This window comes from Sphaerisporangium siamense, from assembly GCF_014205275.1.
Taxonomy (GTDB): domain Bacteria; phylum Actinomycetota; class Actinomycetes; order Streptosporangiales; family Streptosporangiaceae; genus Sphaerisporangium; species Sphaerisporangium siamense.
This window is the reverse complement of record NZ_JACHND010000001.1, coordinates 7589548-7611978: the sequence shown is the minus strand read 5'-3', so window position 1 is coordinate 7611978 and position 22431 is coordinate 7589548. Positions and strand designations below refer to the sequence as shown.

Annotated in this window: 19 protein-coding genes; 11 read left to right on the top strand and 8 right to left on the bottom strand. The window is 71.6% G+C overall.

What is annotated here, in order from left to right:
* Positions 1 to 28 precede the first annotated feature (28 nt).
* On the top strand, positions 29 to 793 hold the full coding sequence (locus BJ982_RS40755; RefSeq protein ID WP_184887096.1) for an IclR family transcriptional regulator: 765 nt from the start codon (positions 29 to 31) through the stop codon (positions 791 to 793).
* A 51-nt stretch (positions 794 to 844) separates the two neighbouring features.
* On the opposite strand, the gene BJ982_RS34470 is transcribed toward BJ982_RS40755, so the two are convergent.
* The gene (locus BJ982_RS34470) at positions 845 to 1786 is read right to left on the bottom strand and encodes a PfkB family carbohydrate kinase (RefSeq protein WP_184889756.1); all 942 of its coding nucleotides are present in this window, start codon (positions 1784 to 1786) and stop codon (positions 845 to 847) included.
* A 214-nt stretch (positions 1787 to 2000) separates the two neighbouring features.
* Here BJ982_RS34470 and BJ982_RS34465 point away from each other — a divergent pair, with 214 nt between their 5' ends.
* From BJ982_RS34465 to BJ982_RS34440, 6 genes are all read left to right on the top strand, one after another.
* Positions 2001 to 4571, top strand: a complete 2571-nt coding sequence (locus BJ982_RS34465) for an FtsK/SpoIIIE family DNA translocase (RefSeq protein WP_184887094.1) — start codon at positions 2001 to 2003, stop codon at positions 4569 to 4571.
* A 98-nt stretch (positions 4572 to 4669) separates the two neighbouring features.
* Positions 4670 to 5407 (top strand): helix-turn-helix domain-containing protein, encoded by a 738-nt coding sequence (locus BJ982_RS34460; protein ID WP_184887092.1) that lies wholly within the window; start codon positions 4670 to 4672, stop codon positions 5405 to 5407.
* A gap of 118 nt (positions 5408 to 5525) precedes the next feature.
* Complete coding sequence (gene rimO / locus BJ982_RS34455; protein ID WP_184887090.1) at positions 5526 to 6935, top strand: 30S ribosomal protein S12 methylthiotransferase RimO; 1410 nt, start codon at positions 5526 to 5528, stop codon at positions 6933 to 6935.
* Positions 6932 to 7537 (top strand): CDP-diacylglycerol--glycerol-3-phosphate 3-phosphatidyltransferase, encoded by a 606-nt coding sequence (gene pgsA, locus BJ982_RS34450; RefSeq protein ID WP_184887088.1) that lies wholly within the window; start codon positions 6932 to 6934, stop codon positions 7535 to 7537. Before rimO ends, pgsA begins: the two co-directional genes overlap by 4 nt.
* Positions 7534 to 8031, top strand: a complete 498-nt coding sequence (locus tag BJ982_RS34445; protein WP_184887086.1) for a CinA family protein — start codon at positions 7534 to 7536, stop codon at positions 8029 to 8031. Before pgsA ends, BJ982_RS34445 begins: the two co-directional genes overlap by 4 nt.
* Positions 8032 to 8284: 253 nt before the next feature.
* Complete coding sequence (locus BJ982_RS34440; protein ID WP_184613236.1) at positions 8285 to 8650, top strand: helix-turn-helix domain-containing protein; 366 nt, start codon at positions 8285 to 8287, stop codon at positions 8648 to 8650.
* 74 nt (positions 8651 to 8724) lie between these two features.
* Here the strand turns inward: BJ982_RS34440 and BJ982_RS34435 are convergent, their stop codons facing one another.
* Genes BJ982_RS34435 through BJ982_RS34425 form a run of 3 tightly spaced genes read right to left on the bottom strand, consistent with a single transcriptional unit; the run spans position 8725 to position 11910 of the window.
* Positions 8725 to 9516, bottom strand: coding sequence for a DNA-formamidopyrimidine glycosylase family protein (locus tag BJ982_RS34435; RefSeq protein WP_184887077.1), 792 nt, complete (start codon positions 9514 to 9516; stop codon positions 8725 to 8727).
* 7 nt (positions 9517 to 9523) lie between these two features.
* A complete protein-coding gene (locus BJ982_RS34430) occupies positions 9524 to 9973 on the bottom strand; it encodes an RrF2 family transcriptional regulator (RefSeq protein WP_184887075.1) in 450 nt (149 codons plus the stop codon).
* 20 nt (positions 9974 to 9993) lie between these two features.
* Positions 9994 to 11910, bottom strand: coding sequence for an endonuclease/exonuclease/phosphatase family protein (locus BJ982_RS34425; protein WP_184887073.1), 1917 nt, complete (start codon positions 11908 to 11910; stop codon positions 9994 to 9996).
* Between the two features lie 211 nt (positions 11911 to 12121).
* Between BJ982_RS34425 and BJ982_RS34420 the strand changes: the two genes are divergently transcribed.
* Both BJ982_RS34420 and BJ982_RS34415 read left to right on the top strand, forming a co-directional pair.
* Positions 12122 to 13300, top strand: coding sequence for an ROK family transcriptional regulator (locus BJ982_RS34420; RefSeq protein WP_184887071.1), 1179 nt, complete (start codon positions 12122 to 12124; stop codon positions 13298 to 13300).
* 164 nt (positions 13301 to 13464) lie between these two features.
* Complete coding sequence (locus BJ982_RS34415) at positions 13465 to 15138, top strand: PstS family phosphate ABC transporter substrate-binding protein (protein ID WP_184887069.1); 1674 nt, start codon at positions 13465 to 13467, stop codon at positions 15136 to 15138.
* 72 nt (positions 15139 to 15210) lie between these two features.
* Here BJ982_RS34415 and BJ982_RS34410 read toward each other — a convergent pair whose 3' ends face one another.
* The 4 genes from BJ982_RS34410 to BJ982_RS34395 are packed head-to-tail and all read right to left on the bottom strand — an operon-like array spanning position 15211 to position 19947.
* Positions 15211 to 16692 carry a glycoside hydrolase family 3 protein gene (locus BJ982_RS34410; protein WP_184887067.1) on the bottom strand — a complete coding sequence of 494 codons (1482 nt, stop codon included), beginning with the start codon at positions 16690 to 16692 and terminating at the stop codon, positions 15211 to 15213.
* Positions 16693 to 16739: 47 nt separating this feature from the next.
* Positions 16740 to 17591: a carbohydrate ABC transporter permease gene (locus BJ982_RS34405; RefSeq protein ID WP_184887065.1), complete on the bottom strand. Its 852-nt coding sequence runs from the start codon at positions 17589 to 17591 to the stop codon at positions 16740 to 16742.
* On the bottom strand, positions 17591 to 18604 hold the full coding sequence (locus BJ982_RS34400; protein ID WP_184887063.1) for a carbohydrate ABC transporter permease: 1014 nt from the start codon (positions 18602 to 18604) through the stop codon (positions 17591 to 17593). The genes BJ982_RS34405 and BJ982_RS34400 overlap by 1 nt, the downstream gene beginning before the upstream one ends.
* A gap of 2 nt (positions 18605 to 18606) precedes the next feature.
* Complete coding sequence (locus BJ982_RS34395) at positions 18607 to 19947, bottom strand: sugar ABC transporter substrate-binding protein (RefSeq protein WP_184887061.1); 1341 nt, start codon at positions 19945 to 19947, stop codon at positions 18607 to 18609.
* A gap of 215 nt (positions 19948 to 20162) precedes the next feature.
* Here BJ982_RS34395 and BJ982_RS34390 point away from each other — a divergent pair, with 215 nt between their 5' ends.
* Positions 20163 to 21353, top strand: coding sequence for an ROK family transcriptional regulator (locus tag BJ982_RS34390; RefSeq protein ID WP_184887059.1), 1191 nt, complete (start codon positions 20163 to 20165; stop codon positions 21351 to 21353).
* A 309-nt stretch (positions 21354 to 21662) separates the two neighbouring features.
* Positions 21663 to 22352, top strand: a complete 690-nt coding sequence (locus tag BJ982_RS34385; protein ID WP_203959244.1) for a M15 family metallopeptidase — start codon at positions 21663 to 21665, stop codon at positions 22350 to 22352.
* The last annotated feature ends 79 nt before the right edge of the window (positions 22353 to 22431 follow it).

The window sequence follows — 22431 nt, the reverse complement described above, 5'->3', positions numbered from 1 at the left end:
CGGCGGCCGCTGTTAGTAGGCTCAGCACGTGGTCAGGGAAGGCAGCTCCATCGACAAGGCGCTGGCGGTGCTGGAGGCGATCGCCGAGCACCACCGCGTCACCGACATCGCGGCGGCGACGGGAGTGTCCAAGTCGACCGTCCACCGCATCCTGCAGTCGCTGGTCGAGTGGGGGTTCGCCCGGCCGGACGGCGCCGGCGGGTACGAGCCGGGGCCGCGCATCCTCACCCTGGCCGGCAAGGTGATGAGCCGGTTCGACCCTTCGCGGCAGGCGTCGGCCGCCCTGCGCGCGCTGCACGACCGCACCGGCTACACCACCCACTTCGGCATCCTCGGCGGTGACGAGGCCGTCTACGTCGAGAAGCTGGAGGGCCGCAGGCCGTACCAGATGCCCTCGCGCGTCGGCATGAGCCTGCGGCTGCACTGCACGGCGATCGGCAAGGCGGTCCTGGCCGAGCTGGGCGACGACGAGGTGCGCGCCCTCGCCGCGCGCACGGGCCTGGCCCGGTCCACGCCGGCCACGCTGACCGGCGTGGACGAGCTGCTCGCCCACCTGGGGAAGGTCAGGAAGCTCGGGTACGCGGTGGACGACGAGGAGAACGAGCCCGGCGTCCGCTGCGTCGGCGCGGCGGTGTTCGACCACACCGGCCGCGTGCTGGGCGGCATCTCGATCTCCACGCTGGCGATGGACATGGACCGGGACGCGCTGGAACGGCTCGCCCCCGAGGTGGTCGCCGCGGCCCGCGAGGTCTCGACCGCCCTCGGCGCCCCCGCCGCGGCACGGGCCCGCTGACCCGCGGGCAGGTCTGTGCGGGTCAGGGCGGGCCGGGTCAGGGCGGTCAGGTCAGGGCGCGACCGGGCCGGGCGTCGCGACGGCCAGCAGGCGCTCGATCTCCCGGGGTGTCGCCACGCGGCCGGTGCCGCCCTGGCCCTCCAGGTTGACGGCGGCGGCGGCCGTCCCGGCGCGCACGGCGTCGCGCAGGGAGGCCCCGAGGGCGAGTCGTGCGGCGACCGTGCCCGCGAACGCGTCGCCCGCCCCGGTCTGGTCGACGATCGCGGCCGGGGGGACGGCGGGGATCCGCTCCGGTTCCGCGCCGCCGCCGGCGAGCAGCACCCCGTGGGCCCCACGGGTGACGGCCACGGCCCGCGCGCCGCGCTCCAGGCAGGCGCGGGCCGTCTCCTCCGGGTCGCCGGTGCCGAGCAGGGGGAGGCTGTCGCCGGGACAGGAAGGGGTCACCAGCGCCGTCGCGGGGGCGATGGCCGCCAGCGCCGCCGCGGCCTCCTCGGCGCCGGTGAGCCGTGCCCGGTAGTTGGGGTCGTAGACGACCCGGCCCCCGGCGGCGTCCACGGCGCGCGCGGCGTGCAGCACGGCCGCGGCGCACGACTCCGACAGGGCGGCGGTGACGCCGCTGACCAGCAGGACGGCGGTCTCGGCGAGCGGCGCGCGTGCCACGTCGGCGGGTCCCATGCGCGAGGCGGCGCTGCCGGAGCGCATGTACGCGAACGCGCGCTCGCCGCTCGGGTCGGCGCCGACGGCGTAGGCGCCGGTGGAGCCGTGGCCCTTGCGCATCCAGCGCGTGTCCACCCCGCGGGACGCGGCGAAGGCGATGAGCCGTTCCCCGAACTCGTCGTCGCCCACCAGCGTCACCAGGGCGACGTGCGCGCCGGTCGCGGCGGCGGCGACGGCGGCGTTGAGCGCGTCGCCGGAGAAGGACAGCCGGAAGGTGTCCGCCTCGGTCAGCGGAGCGGGCGCCGAGAACTCGGCGAGCGGCTCTCCGACCACCATCACATCCACGAACGGACTCCTCTAGGTTTCATGTAATGAAACTAGATTCTACGTTATGCAAACGAAGCCGGTGGGGCGGGGTCGCCGCCAGAGGCGGTGCGCCATCGGGCTCTCTACCATTCCGTTACATGGAATTGAGCGTCAATACATAGAACGTTGATGTCTGCGGCGCGCCTCCCGGGCGTGCGCCCGCCTCATGCGTACCCTCGGTAGCATGGCCACCCGTACGTCGAAAAGCACCCCAAAAGGGTCGGCGAAGCGGTCCACGTCGTCCCGCCCGGCCTCCGGCAAGCGGCCACAGGGTGCGCGGGCCACAGGGGGGCGCACGCCGAGCCGTCAGGCGCGCCGTCCCGCCTCCTCGCCGCCGGATCCGATCAGCTGGGTCTTCGTCGTCATCGGGAAGCTCTTCATCGGCGTGTGGCTGCTCATCGCCAACGGCATCGGCACCGCCGCGCGCGCCTTCGGCGACCAGGCACGCGAGCTCGACCCGGCCCACCGCCGCGACGGGCTCGGCCTCGCCGTCCTCGGCTCGGCCATCGCCCTCGCCGCGATGACCTGGCGCTCCACCCAGGGCACCGTCGCCTCGGTCGTGGACGCCGTCCTGCGCGGCGCGGTCGGCTCGCTGGCCTGGTCGGTGCCGATCCTGCTCGCGCTGGTGGCCTGGCGCCTGCTCAGGCACCCCGACCAGAACGCCGACACCAACCGCATGATCATCGGCTGGACGGCGCTGCTCGCCGGCCTGCTCGGCGTCATCCACGTCGCGCACGCCACCCCCTACCCCTCCGGGCCGGCCAAGACCGACGGCATGGACAAGGTGTCCGCGGCGGGCGGCATGATCGGGTTCATCGTCTCGGCGCCGCCCTCCAGCATCCTTCCCGCCTTCGTGACCATCCCGCTGCTGCTGTTGCTGTCCGGGTTCGGCGTCCTCGTGATCACGGCCACGCCGGTGCACCGCGTGCCCGAGCGGCTCGCCGAGATCCGGCACATGCTGTTCCAGAAGTCCCCGGCCGATGGCGGCAAGCCCGCGGGCGAGACCGGCAAGCCCGCCCGCCGCCCGCGCAAGACGGCCCAGGACGCGAAGGGAGCCGAGGGCACGGAGGGCGGCGATCACGTCAAGCCGTACGACACTCCCGTGGTCGCCGACGCGCCCGGCGCCAGGCCCGGCCGGGAGGACCACTCCCCGGAGATCGTCCCCGGCCTCGTCGACGAGCAGATCGACGAGCAGGTCGCGGAGGAGGAGCCGCCGCGGCCGGCCCCCGAGCCCCCGCACCCCTCGCCCGCGCCGCGCAAGGTCGAGCAGCTCGTGCTGTCCCCGCAGGCGGGCCCCTACGTCCTTCCCGACGTCGGCACGCTGCGCCAGGGCACCCCGCCCAAGCCGCAGACCAAGGCCAACACGATCGTCGTCAACGCGCTCACCAGCGTCCTCGAACAGTTCTCCATCGACGCCCAGGTGATCGGCTTCACCCGCGGCCCGACGGTCACCCGCTACGAGATCGAGCTCGGGCCGGCGGTCAAGGTCGAGAAGGTCACCGCGCTCACCAAGAACATCGCCTACGCGGTCAAGTCGGCCGACGTCCGCATCCTGTCCCCGATCCCGGGCAAGTCCGCGATCGGCGTCGAGATCCCGAACACCGACAAGGACCTGGTCAGCCTCGGCGACGTGCTGCGCTCCCAGGTCGCCCAGGCCGACCACCACCCGATGATCGTGGGCCTCGGCAAGGACGTCGAGGGCCGCACCATCGTGGCCAACCTCGCCAAGATGCCCCACCTGCTCATCGCGGGCGCCACCGGCGCGGGAAAGTCGGTCTGCGTCAACGGGCTGATCTCCTCGATCCTGATGCGGGCCACCCCCGACGAGGTGCGCATGGTCCTCGTCGACCCCAAGCGGGTCGAGCTGTCCTCCTACGAGGGCATCCCTCACCTGATCACCCCGATCATCACCAACCCCAAGAAGGCCGCCGAAGCCCTCGAATGGGTCGTCGGCGAGATGGACCGCCGATACGACGACCTGGCGGCCAGCGGCTTCCGGCACGTGGACGAGTTCAACAAGGCGGTGCGGGCCGGCAAGCTGGTGCCCCCGCCGGGCAGCGAGCGGGTCTACCAGCCGTACCCCTATCTGCTGGTGATCATCGACGAGCTCGCCGACCTCATGATGGTCGCCCCCCGCGACGTCGAGGACTCGATCGTCCGCATCACCCAGCTCGCCAGGGCCGCGGGCATCCACCTGGTCATCGCCACCCAGCGCCCCTCGGTGGACGTCGTCACCGGCCTGATCAAGGCCAACGTGCCCTCGCGGCTCGCCTTCGCCACCTCCTCGCTGGCCGACTCGCGGGTCATCCTGGACCAGCCGGGCGCCGAGAAGCTCGTCGGCCAGGGCGACGCGCTGTTCCTGCCCATGGGCGCCAGCAAGCCGATGCGCCTGCAGAACGCCTTCGTCTCCGAGAAGGAGATCCACGAGGTCGTCACGCACTGCAAGTCGCAGATGCAGGCCGAGTACCGCGACGACGTCTCGGCGGCGGCCACCGCCAAGCGCGAGATCGACGAGGAGATCGGCGACGACCTCGACCTGCTGATCCAGGCCGCCGAGCTGATCGTCACCACCCAGTTCGGCTCCACCTCCATGCTCCAGCGCAAGCTGCGCGTGGGCTTCGCCAAGGCCGGGCGCCTGATGGACCTGCTGGAGAGCAGGAGCGTCGTCGGCCCGAGCGAGGGCTCCAAGGCCCGCGAGGTGCTCGTCAAGCCGGACGAACTGCCCGGGCTGCTCGCCGACTTGCGGGGAGAGTGACCCCTCCGCCACCGATCCCCTCGGTTACTGGTTGAATATGAATGACTACGCATCGTCGGAATACGGGCGCGTAGCGCAGTGCACGGCGAGGGGGACGTATGAGCATTGGAGTGACGCTGGCCGCGGCACGTCACGCGGCGGGCATGACGGTCGCTCAGCTGAGCGGCCGCACGCGGATCAGAGAGACGGTCATCTATGCCATCGAGCGGGACGACTTCTCGCTCTGCGGAGGCGACTTCTACGCCCGGGGTCACGTCCGCAACATCGCCAAGACCCTCGGGCTCGATCCCGACGCGATCGTGCACCAGTTCGACGAGGAACACGGCGGCGTTCCCCGGCCCGTGCGCGCGGCGGCCGTCTTCCAGGCCGAAAATTCGATCAAACTCCGCGAGCGCCGCAGCCCCAACTGGTCGACCGCGATGGCGATCGCCCTCGCCATCGTCGCGGTCTTCGGCGTCGCCCGCGTGATGAGCGGCGCCGGCGACCCCGTCGCCCCCGACCCCAAGGCCGGCGTCCCCAAGGCCCCCGCCCCCTCGTCCAAGCCCTCGACGGCCGCCAAGGCCGCCGAACCGGCGAGCGATCTGGTCACGCTGCAGGTCAAGGCCACCAAGCCGTCCTGGCTGGAGGTCAGCGACAGCAAGGGCAAGCAGATGTTCCGCGGCACCCTGCCCGCCGGGCGCACCTCGACCTGGAAGGCGCGCAAGGAGGTCCGGGTGACGATCGGCAACGCGGGCGGCGTCGACCTGGCGGTCAACGGCAAGCACATCGGCGTGCCGGGGAAGGTCGGCCAGCTCGTCCACAAGTCGTTCGGTCCCGAGGAGCCGGGTGCGCGCTGAGCGGGACCGTTCCCGCGCGGCCGGGGCGCCCACACCGGCCGCGCGGGGCCGTCGTGCCCGCGTGAGAGCGGGGTGAGTGCGCCGGAGGAGGCCAACTCCCGATACCGTAGAGCCCATCATGTCTTCCCGCCGAACCGCATCGCTGATCACACTGGGCTGCGCGCGCAACGACGTCGACTCCGAGGAGCTCGCCGCGCGCATGGAGGCCGCCGGGTGGAGCCTCGACGACGACGATCCCGACGTCGTCGTCGTCAACACCTGTGGCTTCATCGACTCGGCGAAGCAGGACTCGATCAACACCCTGCTGGCCGCGGCCGACTCCGGGGCCAAGGTGGTGGCCGCGGGGTGCATGGCCGAGCGCTACGGCAAGGAACTGGCGGAGGCCCTGCCCGAGGCCTCCGCGGTCATCTCCTTCGACGACTACACCGACATCGGCGCGCGCCTGGACGACGTCGTCGCGGGCCGGGCGCTCACGCCGCACACGCCCCGCGACCGCCGCCTGCTCCTGCCGATCACCCCGGTCGAGCGCTCCGCGGGCGCCACGGCCGTCCCGGGCCACGGCGAGACCCTTCCCGAGGGCCTCGCGCCCGCCACCGGGCCGCGCGCGCTGCGCAAGCGGCTCTCCGGCGGCCCCATGGCCCCGCTGAAGCTCGCCTCCGGGTGCGACCGGCGCTGCGCCTTCTGCGCCATCCCGGCCTTCCGCGGCGCCTACGTCTCGCGCCGGCCGGAGGAACTGCTGGCCGAGGCCGAGTGGCTCGCCGCGCGCGGGGTCAAGGAGCTCGTGCTGGTCAGCGAGAACTCCACCTCCTACGGCAAGGACCTCGGCGACCTTCGCGCCCTGGAGAAGCTGCTGCCGCGGCTGGCGGCCACCGAGGGCGTCGAGCGGGTCAGGGTGAACTACCTGCAGCCCGCCGAGCTGCGCCCGGGCCTCCTTGAGGTCATCGCGGGCACGCCGGGTGTGGCCCCGTACTTCGACCTGTCCTTCCAGCACGCCAGCGGCACCGTCCTGCGCCGCATGCGCCGCTTCGGCGACCCGCGCCGCTTCCTGGACCTCCTGGAGACCATCCGGTCGCACGCCCCGGAGGCCGGGGTGCGCTCCAACTTCATCGTCGGGTTCCCCGGCGAGACCGAGGGCGAGTTCGCCGAGCTGACCGCCTTCCTGCAGGAGGCGCGGCTGGACGTCGCGGGCGTGTTCGGCTACTCCGACGAGCAGGGCACCGAGGCCGCCGGGTTCCCGGGCAAGCTCGACCAGGACGTCGTCGACGCCCGCGTCGCCGAGTTGTCCGCCCTCGCGGACGAGCTGGCCGCCCAGCGCGCGGAGGAACGCATCGGCACCGAGGTCGAGGTCCTCATCGAGGACGATCTCGGCGACGGCGGCTACGAGGGCCGCGCCGCCCACCAGGGCCCCGAGGTGGACGGCTCGGTGACCGTCCAGGGCATCGGGCTGGTCCCCGGCCAGATCGTGCGCGCCACGGTCGTCGACGCCGAGGGGGTCGACCTGATCGCCCGCATCAAGGCCTCGCCATGACGCAACGGCCGGAGACCGGCGCCGAGCCGATCGCTACCCCTGTGGCTCGGTACGTCAGCCCGTGGAACGTCGCGAACGTGCTGACCGTGCTCCGGCTCGTGGTCGTCCCCTTCTTCGTCGTCTGCATGTTCGTGGACGGCACGGGCTGGCGGTGGACGGCGCTGGTGGTGTTCCTGCTGGCGTCGCTGACCGACCAGCTCGACGGCTGGCTGGCCCGGCGCTACGGGCTGATCACCGACTTCGGCAAGATCGCCGATCCCATCGCCGACAAGGCGCTGATCGGCGCCGCGCTGGTCACGCTGTCCCTGCTCGCCGAGGTGCCCTGGTGGGTCACCGGCGCGATCCTGGTCAGGGAGGCCGGGGTCACGGGGCTGCGGTTCGCGGTGATCCGGCACGGCATCATCCCGGCGAGCTACGGCGGCAAGGTCAAGACCGTCCTGCAGATCGCCGCCATCGCGCTCTACATCCTGCCGGGGGTGCCCGGGCCGCTGCGGTGGGCGGTGATGGGCCCGGCCCTGGCCGTGACGGTGGTCACCGGCGTGGACTACGTGATCAGGGCCGTGCGGCTGCGGAGGGTGGCCCAGAAGGCGCGCGGCGGGTGAGCACGCCCCTGGCGGCCGGGGTGCTGGCCCTCCTGGTGCGCAGGAGGGCCACGGCCGCGGTCGCCGAGTCCCTGACCGGCGGGCTGATCGGCGCCGCGCTGACCACGCCGGCCGGCGCGTCTGCCGCGTTCAGGGGCGGGGTGATCGCCTACGCGACCGACCTGAAGGCCCGGTTGCTGGGGGTACCGGAAGATCTACTCGATCGGGAGGGTGCCGTGCACCCGGAGGTCGCCGCGGCCATGGCGGCCGGGGTGCGGCGGCTCGCCGGGGCGACCTACGGGCTGGCGGTGACCGGCGTGGCCGGCCCGGATCCCCAGGACGGCAAACCGGTCGGCACGGTCTATATCGCTGTGGCCGGACCGGATCAGGCTTTTTGGCGGCGTGAGGTGCTTCTTTCCGGATCCAGGGAAGAGATCCGTAAAGGTACCGTGCGGGAGGGTTTGGATCTCCTGAGAGGTGTGCTGGAGCCCGAAGTGGGGGAACATTCCGGATGATTACCGCGTTACGTCACCAGCGAACATGCTCCCGACGGTCTGCCGCCGTGTTGGCCGATGCGGGTACGGTGGAGCTGTGAGTGAGGTCCGCGACCCAACGGCGAGGAGCAGGTCCGGCGCGCGCCCGGTGAAGGCGCCGAGCGAACCAGTGATGACGGCGAGGAGCATGTACGAAGCGCATCCGAAGAACGGGCGATACGAACCGACCGCGCGGAGTGTCGTGAAGACCCCTGCGCCCGGGAGGGAGCGACAGATGGTCCTGCTGCGTCAGCTGCTCGGTGACGTGCTGCGGCGGCTGCGGGTGCGGCAGGCACGCACCCTGCGAGAGGTCTCCACCCTGGCACGTGTCTCACTGGGCTACCTGTCCGAGGTTGAGCGCGGCCAGAAGGAAGCGTCCTCGGAGCTGCTCGCGTCGATCTGCGGCGCCTTGGGCGTGCCTCTTTCGCAGGTGCTCCGCGAGGTGTCCGACCAGTTCGCGCTGGCCGAACTGCAACACGCGCCGGTGCTGGCCGACGTGCCCGAGCACGAGCGTCTTCCCATCTCCGAGACCGTCTCCACCACGATCTCGGGCCCCGAGTTCGAAGGCTTCCCCGAGGTCAAGGACATGGTCGCCGCGTAGGTCCCCGGCCTGCCGTTCCGGTCCTGCCCGCGGGTCGTCCCGCGACGGCCCGTGTCGTCCCGCGCGCCGCCCGCTCACCGCGGCTGGCAGGTGGGGCAGTAGAACACCAGTCTTTCGTACGGCTGTGCCCCGAGCTCTCCGCCCACGATCCGTCCTCCGCAGCGCGGGCACGGTCTCCCGGCCCGCCCGTACGCCCACAGGCGCCTCCCCGGGCGCGGATCGCCCGTCGTCATCGGGCCTCCCGGGTCGTCCTTGCTCGCCTCCAGCAGCCGATGGGCGAGCGTCATCATCTTCACCAGGTCCGGCACGTCCCCCGCGGGAGTGAACGGGGAGACCCCGGACAGATAGAGCGTCTCGGCGCGCCAGATGGTGCCGAGGCCCGCCACGTTGCGCTGGTCCAGCAGCGCCTCACCGATCGTCACCTCCGGCCGCGCCGCGATGTTCCCCGCGGCCGTCGCGGCGTGCGCGGCGTCCCAGGCGGGGGACAGCAGATCGGGCCCGAGGTGGCCCACGACCCGGTCCTCCCGTTCGGTGGGCAGCAGGTCGACCACGCCGAGCTTGATCCCGACGGCCTGCCAGCGGGCGTTGGCGAGGACGAGGCGGACGACGTCGCCCGCGCGCACGGGGGTTCCCTCGGCCTGGACGCGCCAGCTTCCGTCCATGCGAAGGTGAGTGTGCACGGTGAGCCCGCCCTCCACCCGTGTGAGCAGGTGTTTCCCGCGGGTCAGCGTGGTGAGGACGGCACGGCCCGCCAGGTCGGCGGTGGCGTGCCGGGGCACGCGGAAGTCCGAGCGGGTGAGCACCCGTCCGTCGAGGGCGGCACGCAGCCGGGCGCCGGTGCGGTAGACGGCGTCGCCCTCGGGCATGGAGCGGTCAGTCCCAGGCCGCGGGGTCCGCGGCCAGCTCCATCACGCGGGTGGGCAGGGTGTCGGTGGCGATCTGGTCCAAGGTGACCTCCTCCAGGATCGCGCGCTCGCTCGCGCGCAGGGCGATCCAGACCTGCTGGAGGGAGCGGGCGGCCCCGCGGTAGCCGACGTGCTCGGGGCGCTCGCCCCGGACGTTGGCCAGGGGACCGTCCACGGCGCGGATCACGTCGGCGAGTGAGATCTCGGCCGCGGGCCGGGCCAGGACGTACCCGCCCTCGGGGCCTCGCTGGCCGCGCACCAGTCCGGCCCTGCGCATCTGGAGCAGGATGTTCTCCAGATACTTGGGGGGCATTTCCTGTTCCTTGGCGAGCTCGCCCACGGTGGTGGGACCGCTGCCGGAGGCGGCCAGCTCGGCGGCGGCGCGGAGGGCGTAGTCGACACGGGCAGAAAGACGCATGTTGTCGATTATCCCGCCTGCTAAAGCGTGGTTAGGCGCAACCGCACCACAACAGGCAGATGATCTGAGAAAGGTACGCGGGGAACCTCTGCCGTGACAACGCTCAACCCTCGTCCGAGCAGTACGTGATCGATCCGTTCCACCGGGTCGTCGGCCGGGGAGGTAGGGGGGTCCCCGAGTGCCGTCAGGGGGTCGGTGAGCCCCGCGCCCTCCAGCACGGCCATCTCCGGGTCGGCGGGGGTGGTGTTGAGGTCGCCGGCGAGCAGCACGGGCCGGGGCCGGGCGGGGACCCCCGCCGGGATGGCGCCCTCGGCGAGCCGCCGCGCCAGCGCGGCCGCCTCGGGCGCCTGCCCGGCGGGCGCCTGTAGGTGGGTGTTCAGGATGCCCACCTCGGCGCCGCCCACGACGACCACCGCGGCCTGCGCCTGCGCGCCGGTCGGGTGGCCATGGCGGGCGAGCGGGAAGGACTCGGCCCCGCGCAGCGGCAACGACGTCAGGATCGCGTCGCCCCACAGGCCGTCGGCCGCGGGCGCGAAGCGGTAGGTCATGCCGAGCCCCGCGGCGACGCGCGCCAGCCCGTCGTGGCCGCCGTTGAGCAGCCAGCCCCGGTCGACCTCGCTGAGCAGCACCACGTCGGGGTTTCTGGTCCGCGCCCAGGCGGCGATCGCGTCGAGGTCCAGGGTTCCCGTGAGCCCGAACCCCATGCGGATGTTGTAGGTGATCAGCGTGAACTCGGGTCCGGCCGTGGTGCGCACCTGCGGGGTGGGCCGCCACGCCGCCACGGCCGTGGCCGCCGCGACGGCCAGCGCCAGGACCACCGGCCCGCGTCCGCGCGGTGGCCGCGCGAGCACCCGCCGGCCCTTGGCGGCGGCCCCGGCCACGACGGCGACCAGGACGGCCAGTGCGCCGGGCACCAGGCGGTTGGGGAAGCCGAGGTCGGCGTCGTAGGCCGCGTAGTACGCGAACACGGCCACCAGGAACACGAGCATGCCGCCGATCGCGGCCAGGCCGCTCCTGCCCGGCGAGGCGGCGGCGGGCAGCCCCGCGAGTCCCAGGCAGGCGCCGAGGGCGAGCGCGGTCAGCGCGGCCGGGGCCGCGGTCTCGGTGACGATCGCGAGGCCCGCCGACAGGGGCAGCAGGGCGACGGGGACCCACCAGCGCGCGGGCGGGCGCGCGGCGAGCGACGCCATCCCGATCTGGCAGACGGCGAGCATCGCGCTCACCACCGCGGCGTTCCACCCCGCGGACCCGCCCTGCGCGGGCGGGTCGGCCAGGCCGGCCGTCCCCAGGTACATGCCCGTCAGCACCAGGGCGGGCCCGAAGACGAACCAGAGCCTCGCGGGGGCGGGCTCCTCCTTTCGCCCTGGAAGGGCCCACAGGCACCCCAGGAGCGCCGCGCAGGCCAGAATGACACCCGACCAGGGGAGCGGGCCCCCGCGCCACGCCAGGTCCATCTGGCCGAGCAGCAGGTGGACGATCGTCGAGGCGGCCAGGCCCCCGGCGAGCGCCGCGGGGACCACCTCGCGGGGCAGCGTCCGCGCGCAGCCGTACAGGAAGGCGATCCCGATGGCGACGCCCGCCCCCGACACGTACAACTGGGGCGCGCCCCCGTCCGTGGCCTGGAGCGCCAACCGGGCGGCGGCCAGCAGCACCCCGGCGCCCGCGAGGACCCGCCGCGCGCCCAGGGCCCGGGCGGCCGGGACCGCGGCGAACGGGAGGACGAACCACAGGAGCGCGAACAGGCCCATGCGCTCCGGCGGGGTCTCGCCCGCCCGGCCGAACAGCGTGATCAGAGAGGGGAGCAGGACGCGCAGGTGGTCGGCCAGAAGCAGCACGCCGAGGACCGCCACGGCGGCGGGCGCGTGCCGGCGGAGGAGGGGCGAGAACGCGCCCGGAAGGGCGGTCTCGGAGGGGGATCGGGTGGGGGCTTCCGCCATGGAACGCTCCTCGGTAAGGACATAGGTGATCCTGAGGGCAATTGAGCGGTGGGGCAAGAGTGGGGTATGAAGGAGACGGTGCGCGGCCGAGCGGCCCCCCACCTGCGGTGCCGCTAAACTGGCAGGAAGCTTTACTGACGAATGGTTGTGTCACACCGGTCGACCGGATTGTGATTAACGCAACGGGGACCGACGACAAAGAAAGCATGCGATGGAGCGACGTCCTGGCGTGCCCAGGTTGCTACGGGAGATCAACGACCGGGCCGCGCTGGAGCTGCTGCTCTCCTCGGGCCCGCTGACCAGGGGACAGATCGGCGACATGACCGGTCTGTCGAAGGTCACCGCCTCACAGACACTCTCCAGGCTCGAAGAGCGCGGCCTGGTGGAGGTCGTCGGCGAACAAGCCGGCAACCGGGGGCCCAATGCGGCCCTTTACGGAGTGATCCCATCTTCTGCCTATGTGGCAGGACTTGATGTGGGGCCCGATTCGGTGACGACCGCGATCGCCGATATCAACGGGGAAATCGTCGCCGAGGTGACGGTGTCCCCCAATGGCCACGACGATCCGGTGGCGCTCGTCCACAACGCGGTCGTGAAGGCCTGCCGTTCGGGCAAGGTGGCCCTGTCCCGCCTCAAGGGCATCGTCATCGGCACGCCCGGTGTCGTGGACCCGCGCAGCGGTGACGTGCGGTTCTCCTTCGACCTGCCCGGCTGGCACGAGGGCAGCCACCAGGCGCTCGCCCGCGACCTGCGGCGGCCCGTCACGATCGAGAACGACGTGAACCTCGCCGCGATCGCCGAGCGGTCCGAGGGCGCGGCCAAGAACGTCGACGACTTCGTCCTGCTCTGGGTGGAGCGCGGCGTCGGCCTGGCCGTCGTCCTCGGCGGCAGGCTGCACCGCGGCCGCTCGGGCACCGCGGGCGAGATCGGCTACCTGCCGGTGCCGGGCGTGCCCCTCGCCGGGGACGTCAAGGCCCTGCCGGGGCGGCTGCCGTCGCTGGCGGGCGGTCTGCAGTCGCTGATCAGCGCGGAGGCGGTGGCGGACCTCGCCGAGCGGCAGGGCTTCCCCGGCCGTGCCGGCGCCGAGGCCGTCCGCGCGGCCGTGGAGGGCGGGGAGGCCGGCTCGGCGTTCCTGGACGATCTGGCGCACCGCCTGGCGCTCGGCGTCGCCTCGGTGTGCGTCGTGCTCGACCCCTCGCTGGTCGTGCTGAACGGCGAGGTCGGCCGGGCGGGCGGCGCCGCGCTCACCTACCGCGTCGAGGAGGCGGTGGCCCGCATCTGCCCGATCCGCCCCGAGGTCGTGGTGAGCGAGGTCAAGGTCCGGCCGGTGCTGCGCGGTGCCATCCTGGCCGCGCTGGACCAGGCCCGCGAGGAGCTCTTCGCCTCCTGACCGGCGGCTCGCGCCGGCCGTGCCGTGGATCGTTCGAGCCCGGCGGCCGGCGCGCGGCCGCCGGGAGGTCGCCGGGTGACGGGCGGGCGAACTCCGCGTGAACTGATCGCCATCGGCCGAGGTGTATGCCGTGCTGTGACCAGAATTGAACCAGGTAACGAGGAATGGGGTACCTGGTGGACGCGCTGGGGCGACTGGTCGACTTCCTCGGCGGCGCGGGCCCGGTGGTGTTCGGCATCGTCCTGCTGGTCGCCGCCCCGTTCCTCGACCGCCTGATAGTCCGGCGCAAACGGCTCGGCTTCCGGGTGCTGTACAACTCGAAGATCGGCATCGGGCCGGAACGGTTGCACGACGGCGCCGACCCCAGCGACTCCGGGCCCCGGCAGCTCCGCCAGGTCGTGCGCCTGCTGGACCGGATGAGCGTCGTGGTCATCCGCATCCGCAACAGCGGCAGCTACGACATCGAGCCCGACGACTTCCAGAAGCCCCTGTCGTTCACCTTCGGCGGGCGGGTGGTGTGGAATGCCAGGATCTCCGAGGCCAGCACCCCTGATCTGCGGGAGGAGCTGCGCAACAGCCTGCGCTTCTTCGCCGCGGGGGACACGAGGACCGGCCGCGACAACCTCCTCGCCGTGCGGGGACGGCTCACCGAGAGGATGAGCCGCCTGCTGCGGGCCCCGTCCGGGCAGGACGCGGGGGAGCCCCGCTGGTACGGCGTCTGGCTGGACGGCATGTCCCTGGGGCGCGGGCAGATGGCCAAGCTGGTCGTCGTCCTGCGTGAGCCGGTCGAGAGCAGGAGCGACGAGGTCACCAAGAGCCTGCGCCACGGCGGCAGGCTCAAGGAGACGGGCCTGATCAAGGACGAGGGGGAGCGGCGCCGCGTCACCCTGCCCCGGGTCACCGGCGCGCTGGCCGGCGTGCTGACCGTCGTGCTCGTGCTGAGCCAGATCGCCCAGCAGCCCCGGCAGCCGGAGACGGTGGTCGCCTGCGCGTCCGGCGAGCTGCGGATCGAGGGCTCCAGCGCGTTCATGCCGACCATGGCGGCGATCGCGGCCGCCTACAAGCGGGACTGCCCCGGCGCGCGGATCACGACCGTCCCCAACGGCTCCATCGAGGCACTCCGCCGCCTGGACGGGCCCGACGGGCTGGTCGCGCTGGCCGACGGCATGGGCGAGTTCAGGGGCCGGACGCCGTACACCCAGAAGATCGCGGTCGTGGTGTTCCAGGTGGTGGTGAACATCGGCGTCGGCCTGACCACGCTGAGCGTCGAGGACCTCCGCAAGATCTACAAGGGCGACTGGACCGACTGGAACCAGGTGCCCGCCTGGCGTCAGGCCAACGGCGGTCGCGCGTCGCTGCCCATCTCGATCGTGGGACGCGGCGGGGAGTCCGGCACCCGCAGGACCTTCGAGCGGTACGTGCTCGGCGGCCGCTCCGAGCCGCCGCTGACCTCGGACGACTGCAAGAACAGGCGTTCGGCGAAGACCGGCGTCATCCGGTGCGAGCGCGACGAGAACGTCAAGGTCGTCCAGGAGATCAAGAACACCCCCGGGGCGATCGGCTACGCCGACGTGTCCGTGCTGAGGACACTCCGCCAGGAGAGCGGCGGCGACACCGTCGTTCAGGGGCTGAGCCTGGACGGGCAGAACTTCGACCCCTCCGATCCGGCCGGCTACCCCTTCTGGACGGTGGAGTACCTGTACTCGCGCGAGACGCCCGAGCCCGGCTCGCTGAAGCACGGCTTCCTGAAGTTCGTCGGGGAGAACGCGCTCGCCGGGACGCGGGTCGGTGCCGCCGGATTCTTTCCCTGCACGGCGCGGTTGTGCGACGCGCGGTGAACGTGACGCGCATGGAACGGCCCCGGCGCTCACCTCTCCCGATGTGCGCCGGGGCCGGGCCGGTGGGCCGCGTCAGCCGGTGAACAGCTCCGCGGCGGCCTGGGCGTTGGCGCGGGCCGCGCCGTAGGTCGCGATGTAGGTCGCCGCCGGCGGGCGCCAGATCGGCAGGCCCATCTCGACGACGGTCGCGTCCGGACGCCCGGCGATCAGCGCCGAGACGATGTCCTGGCTCGCCTGGTGGCGGTGGGCGTCCTTGACCACGATGACGAGCGAACGGCCGATGGCTCGTTCCAGCAGAGTGGTCGCGTCGGCGCCGTCGGGCTTGACCCGGGCGATCTCGGCGTCCGGCAGCCAGGGGGCGAACCCCCACGGGACGTCGCCGACGGCGATCGTGGGCGGGGTGTCGACCTCGACCACGAACGGGTTGACCAGCGGGGCGGCCGTGCCGGACACCTTGACCGCGCGGCGGGCGGCGGTCAGGCCGATCACGTTGCCGTCCCTCGGCTCCTCGGGGGGCTGGGTGAACCAGGAGCGCAGGCGCGCGGTGCGCTCGGCGGCCTCCTCCAGGCGCGCGAGCGGCAGCCGTCCTTCGCGGACGGCCCGCACGATCCCGGCCTTGACCTCCTGGATGTCCTCGCGGGTCGGCAGCGGGCCGAGGCAGAGAAGGTCGGACCCGGCGGCCAGCGAGAGGACCGCGCCGCCGGCCAGGCCCACACTCTTGGTGATCGCGTGCATGTCGAGGGCGTCGGTGATCACGACGCCGTCGAACCCGAGCTCGCCCCTGAGGAGCTCGGTCAGCGCGGAGGCCGAGAGCGTGGCGGGGTCCGGTCCGGTCAGGAAGGGAACGCGCACGTGGGCAGTCATGATCGACTTCGTGCCCGCCGCGATCGCGGCCCTGAACGGCGCCAGCTCGCGCTCCCAGAGAACCTCGCGGGGCACGTCGACCACGGGGATCTCCAGGTGGGAGTCCTGCCGGGTCGCGCCGTGCCCCGGGAAGTGCTTGACGCAGGCCGCCACGCACGCCTGCTGCAGGCCCGCGATGGCGGCCACGGTGTGCCGCGACACCAGGTCGGTGTCGGACCCGAACGAACGGGTGCCGATGACCGGGTTGTCGTCGGCGGTGTTGACGTCCGCGTCGGGTGCCATGTCCAGATTGACACCGCAGCGTGCGAGGTCGTCGCCGATCGCGCGGTACACCCGGCGGGTCAGCTCGACGTCGTCGACGGCGCCGAGCGCCGCGTTGCCCGGGTAAGGGCTGCCGACGTGATAGGCGAGCCGGGTGACGTCGCCTCCTTCCTCGTCCAGGGAGATGACCGGGTCGCCCGCGTCGCGGAGTTGCCGGGACAGGGCGGCCAGTTGCTCGGGCGCCTCGACGTTGAATCCGAACAGCGTGACCCCGCCGAGGCCGTCGGCGAGTTCACGGAGGATCCAGTCGGGAGCGGTGGTGCCGGGGAAGGCCGCGAGCAGCGTTCCGGCCGCGAGGCGTTCCAGACCTCGATCGCCGTCCACAGAGAACTCGCTCTGCGAGGACGCGCCCGCGGAGAACTCAGACATGGCGGTATTCGACTCCTTAGCTCAGTAGATGGGAAGGGCTCGGGATCTCAGCCCTTGACGGCGCCCGCGACCAGTCCGGAGACCATGCGCCGCTGCACGAACAGGAAGAAGACGATGACCGGGATGGTCATCAGCGTCGAGGCGGCCATGATGCCACCCCAGTCCGTCGACCGCTGGCTGCTGAAGTACTGCAACGCCACGGGCATCGTGTACTTGCCCTGGTCGTTGATCAGGGTCAGCGCGAAGACGAACTCGTTCCACGCGGTGATGAACGAGAAGATGCTGGTCGCCACGAGACCCGGCGCCACCAGCGGGAAGAGCACCTTCCAGAAGGTGACGAAGCGGCTGGCGCCGTCGATGGCGGCCGCCTCCTCCAGTTCCTTGGGCACCGCGGCGACGAAGGTGCGCAGCATCCAGATCGCGAACGGCAGCGTGAAGCCCATGTTCAGGATGATCAGGCCGACGAGCTGGTCGTACATGCCGAGACGCTTGATCATGAGGAAGAGCGGGATCGTCAGCGCCTCCGCCGGCACCATCTGCACGACCAGCAGCAGGATGAGGAAGCTGGTGCGGAACCGGAAGCGGAAGCGCGCCACGGCGGTGGCCGCGAGCAGGGCGAAGATCGCGCCGATCAGTACCGTGCCGAGGGCGACGACGGCGCTGTTGAACAGGTACTGCCAGATGGAGTGACCGGCCACGCCCTTGGTCAGCACCCGGGAGACGTGCTCCATGGTGGGCGCGAGAGGGAAGGGGATGAACCGGGTCGTGAAGATCTCGTCGTTGGGCTTGAACGCGGTGGCGACCATCCAGTAGACGGGGAACACCGCGAACAGGAAGATCACGATCGCGGCCGCGTTCAGGCCGCCCGCCTTGATCCGCTTCGTGCTCTGGGGGTTCATCACAGCTCCTCCGTCCGCACGATCTGCCGCACGTACACGGCCGTGATGATGAGCATGATCACGGTCAGGACGACCGAGATGGCGGCGCCGAAGCCCATCTTCGGAGGCGCGCTGAACGCCTCGGTGTAGGCCCAGATCGGCAGGTTGAACGCGTCTCTGTTCGTCGTGCCGCCGGCCAGCACGTACAGGTGCGTGAAGACCTTGAAGTCCCAGATGATGGACAGCACGAGCAGGACGGAGAAGATCGGCTTCAGCAGCGGGAAGGTGATCTTTCTGAACGTCCGGAACGGCGACGAGCCGTCCACGCGGGCGGCCTCGTACAGCTCTGAGGGAATCGCCTTGAGGCCCGCCAGCACCGAGACCGCGATGAACGGGAACGAGGCCCAGACCACCGCCACGACCAGCACCGTGTAGATGGTGATGGCGTCGTTGAGCCAGGGCTGGCCCGACCAGTCCGACCGGCCGAACAGCGCGTTCGAGAGCCAGTCGGGAAGCTGGTTCAGCATCCAGTTCGCCACGCCGGCGTCGGAGTCGAACAGCCATTTCCAGATCATGGCCGTGGCCGTGGGCGGGGTCGCCCAGGCGGCCATGATGCCGATGACCAGGAAGGTCGACATCTTCTTGCCGAGCCTGTGCAGCAGCAGCCCGACCAGCGTACCCAGCAGGAGGGTGAGCGCGACGGTGACCGCGGCGAAGACCACGGTGTTGCGCAGCGAGGTCCAGAACAACTCGGACTTGAACACGTCCGTGTAGTTCTGCAGGCCCACGAACTCGGCGGGCTGGGGGTTGGGCCGGATCTGCCGCAGTCCCACCTTGTGGAAGGACATGTCGATCATCTGGTACAGCGGGTACAGCAGCAGCACCGCGATGACCAGCAGCCCCGGCAGCAGGAACGCGTAAGGGACGGCCCAGTCGGGCAGTCCGCGGCCCCGGCGCGGCGCCTTCGGAGAACGGCGCCGCGCCGGGGCGGAGGATTCTCCTCCGCCCCGGGCGATGGTTGACGTCTGCGCCATCGTTACGACTGGTTCAGGATCGTCTCGAGCTCGGAGTTCGCGTCGGCCAGGGCCTTGTCGACGTCCTTCTTGCCCTCGATGACCGAGCGCGCCGCGTTCTGCAGCACGGCCTTGGTGTCATTGGCCTCGGCCCAGTTCGGGTCGGCCGGGAAGCCCTTGGCGACCTTGAAGGTCTCCGCGAACGGCGCCTGGATCGGGTCGCTCGCGTACTCGGCGAGGGCCTCGGGGTACAGCGGCAGCAGGCCGCCGTCCTTGGCGTAGCGGGTGCCGAACTCCTTGCCGGCGGCCAGCTTCACGTACTCGGCCGCGAGCTCGGGGTTCTTGGCGTCCTTCCAGACGGCGATGTCGTTGCCGCCCTGGAACGCCGGGGCCGGGCCCGTGCCCTCCTTGTTCGGCAGCGAGAAGAACGCCATCTTGTCCTCGCTGACCTTGCCCTTGCTCTGTTCCTTGATGGTGGTGATGTCCCAGCCACCGGTCACGTACATGCCGACCTTGCCGGCGGCGAAGCGCTGGGCGATGTCCGCCGAGTCGTCGCTGAGGCGGCCCTTGCCCGACAGGGCGTTCTTGGCGACCAGGTCGGTGTAGAACTGGAAGCCTTCCTTGAAGGCGGGCTCGGTGAGCTTGCCGACCCACTTGCCGCCCTCGGAGACGGCGAAGTCGCCGCCCGCGGACCAGACGAACGGCGAGAGGGACATGTTGGCGTCGGAGCCGCCGTTGAAGGCGAAGCCGTCGACGTCCTTGCCCTTCTTCTCCACGATCTTCTTGCCCGCGGCCACCAGCTCGTCCCAGGTCTTGGGCGGCTGGATGCCGAGCTCGTCGAACCAGTCCTTGCGGTACAGGACGGCGCGGGTGCCGCCCCCCCACGGCGCGGCATAGATCTTGCCGTCGATGGTCTCGTAACCCCAGAGGTTCTGCGGGATCTGCTGGAAGTCCGGAGCGGACTTGACGACCTCGGTGATGTCCGTCAGCGCGTCCTGGGCCACCCACGCGGCGACCTGGTCATTGCCGAACTCGGTCACGTCGGGGCCCTCGCCGCCCGCGAGCGCGGCCGTCCACTTCTTCTGGGCGTCAGGCCAGGGGATGTACTGGGTGACGACGTCCGCGCCCGTCTGCTCCTTGAACTTGGCGTTCAGGTCGGTCATGTACTTCGTCTGGACGTCGTTGGCCGTGCCGAGCCGCCACACGGTCAGCTTCTGACCGGCGAACTTCGGGCCCGACGACGCGGAGGCGGACGCCTGCGGGGCCTGCGACTGCGCGGGCTCCTCGCTGCCACCACACGCGGCGACTCCAATGGCTAGAACGGCGGTCGTGGCCGTCGCGGCAGCGATCTTTCCGAATTTCACGTTGGATCTCCTTCCCGGCTTTTTCGCGTCGGGCTCGCGCTCATCTAAAGGCACACGTCGCTGGACGTGTCCCTGGTGAAGGCGATATTTCGTGCTCTGCGCTGGACATCCCGAGGCCTGATCGCTTGCCTGCGGGGTGACTGCCGCTAAACTAACAAGAAACTTTCTTAAAAGAAACGCCCGTTAGCGGATCGTGACGAGAGGGGCCCGACCCCATGCCCAGACGACACCCCGGGACACCCCGGCTGCTGCGTCAGCTCAACGACCGCGCCGCGCTGGAGCTCCTCTTGTCCAAAGGCCCGCTGACCCGGGCCGAACTCGGGGAGTACACGGGACTTTCCAAAGTGACCTCCGGCCAGCTGCTCGCGCGGCTGGAGCACCGGGGGCTCGTGACCGTCTCGGGGGAACGCCCCGGCGGCCGCGGACCCAACGCCGCGCTGTACGCGGTGGTCCCGTCAAGCGCTTACGTCGCGGGGCTGGAGGTCCTACCGGAAAGCGTCACCGCAGGAGTCGCGGACATCACCGGCGAGATCATCGCCGAGGTGACCGTGGACCCCGGCGAGGGCGGTGAACCCGTGAAGACCGTCCACAACGCGGTGCGCCGCGTGTGCGACTACGCGAACGTCAGCCTGTCCCGGCTGCGCGCGCTGGTCATCGGGACGCGCGGCGTGGTCGACCCCCGCACCGGAGACGTCCGGTTCTCCTTCGACCTGCCCTCGTGGCACGCCGGAGTGCTGGCCGATCTCCGGGCCACGTTCGGATCATCGGTGATGATCGAGAACGACGTGAACCTGGCCGCGCTCGCCGAGCACGCCTACGGCGCCGCGCGCGGCGTCGATGACTTCGTCCTGCTGTGGGCTGGAATCGGCCAGGGACTCGGCGTCATGCTCGGCTCCCGGCTGCACCGAGGCTTCACCGGCGGGGCCGGCGAGATCGGCTGGCTCCCCGTACCCGGCGAGCCACTGCCCATAGACGTCAACGAGCCGCAGTCGGGCTCTTTCCAGCGCCTGGTCGGCACCGGGGCCGTCACCGGCCTCGCCACCTACCACGGCCTGCCCGGGTCCCGGCCCCGCCCCGCGCAGACCTCGGCCGCCGACATCGTCTTCGGGGCCGTCTCCTCGGGACAGGAGGACTTCCTCGACGAGCTCGCCCGCCGGCTAGCCATCGGCGTCGCGGCCGTCACCGTGGTCCTCGACCCCGGCCTCGTCGTGCTCAGCGGCGACGTCGGCCGCGCCGGCGGCCGTGCGCTGGCCGACCGCATCGAAAAGGCCGTCGCCGAGATCTGCCCCAGCCGCCCCCGCGTCACCGTCACCGAGGTGAAAGGAAACCCCGTCCTCCGCGGCGCCGTAACCGCCGCCCTGGAACAGGCAAGAGAAGAAGTCTTCTCCAACACCATCGACGCCTGACCCCGCAAGTCCACCCCCACCGAGCCCCGGGGCCACGCCTCCACCGAGCCCCGGGCCCAAGCCCTCCCAACGCTGGAGTCACGCCCGCACCGAGCCCCGGGTCACGCTTCCGCCAGAGCCCGTCCCCCCGGGACGCCGCGGTCCAGCCTTCCAGGTTCGGGAGGGGCCGCTTCCGCTGCGCTGGACCCCGTTTCCGTGTTGACGGTGGTGGGTGCGGATGGGATGGCCATCGGCTGGTGGGAGTGTGGGGCGGTTGTCGACCCTTTCTGGTCGAAGTATGGGGAAAGGGCTATGGGAGACTTGCTCGTCGTGCATGACATTGTGCTGATCTCTGACCGTCGCGTGACCTCGATCGGCGTCCAGGAGAACGGCGAGCCGCTCGTCGATGTGCGGGGCGTTCTGGCCGTGGACGGGACGCTGGCCGATCCGGACGGCGCGTACACGGCCGCGCGCGAGGGTCTTCCGGACGATGCCCACGCCTACCTGCGGGAGGGGGTCGTGGCCCGCCTGGTGGACGCGCAGCGGGCGCTTCCGCCGGGTTACCGGCTGCTCGTGGTCGAGGGATACCGGCCACCCGCGCTGCAGCAGCGGATCTTCGACGACTACACGGAGGAACTGCGGGCCGCGTTTCCGCACATGTCCGCCGCCGAGTTGCGTGCGGCCGCCAGCCGGTACGTCTCCCCGATCGAGGTCGCCCCGCACACAGCCGGGGCCGCCGTCGATCTGACCCTCGTCACCGAGGACGGCGGGCCTCTCGACATGGGCACCCGCGTCAACGCCACCCCCGAGGAGAGCGACGGCGCCTGCTACACCTCCGCCGCCGGCATCTCCACCGAGGCACGCGACCACCGCAAGATCCTCGCCGCCGCGCTGGAGGCCGCCGGCCTGGTCAACTACCCCACCGAGTGGTGGCACTGGTCCTACGGCGACCGCTACTGGTCCCACACCACCAACGCCCCCGCCGCCCTCTACGGCCCCCTGCCCCTTCCGTCCCGCTGAAGTTCCTGACGGGACGAACCGCGGCGAGTGTCGCCCGACGGCCGTGATCTCGCACCGCGGGCCGACCGGGCGAGGCCGC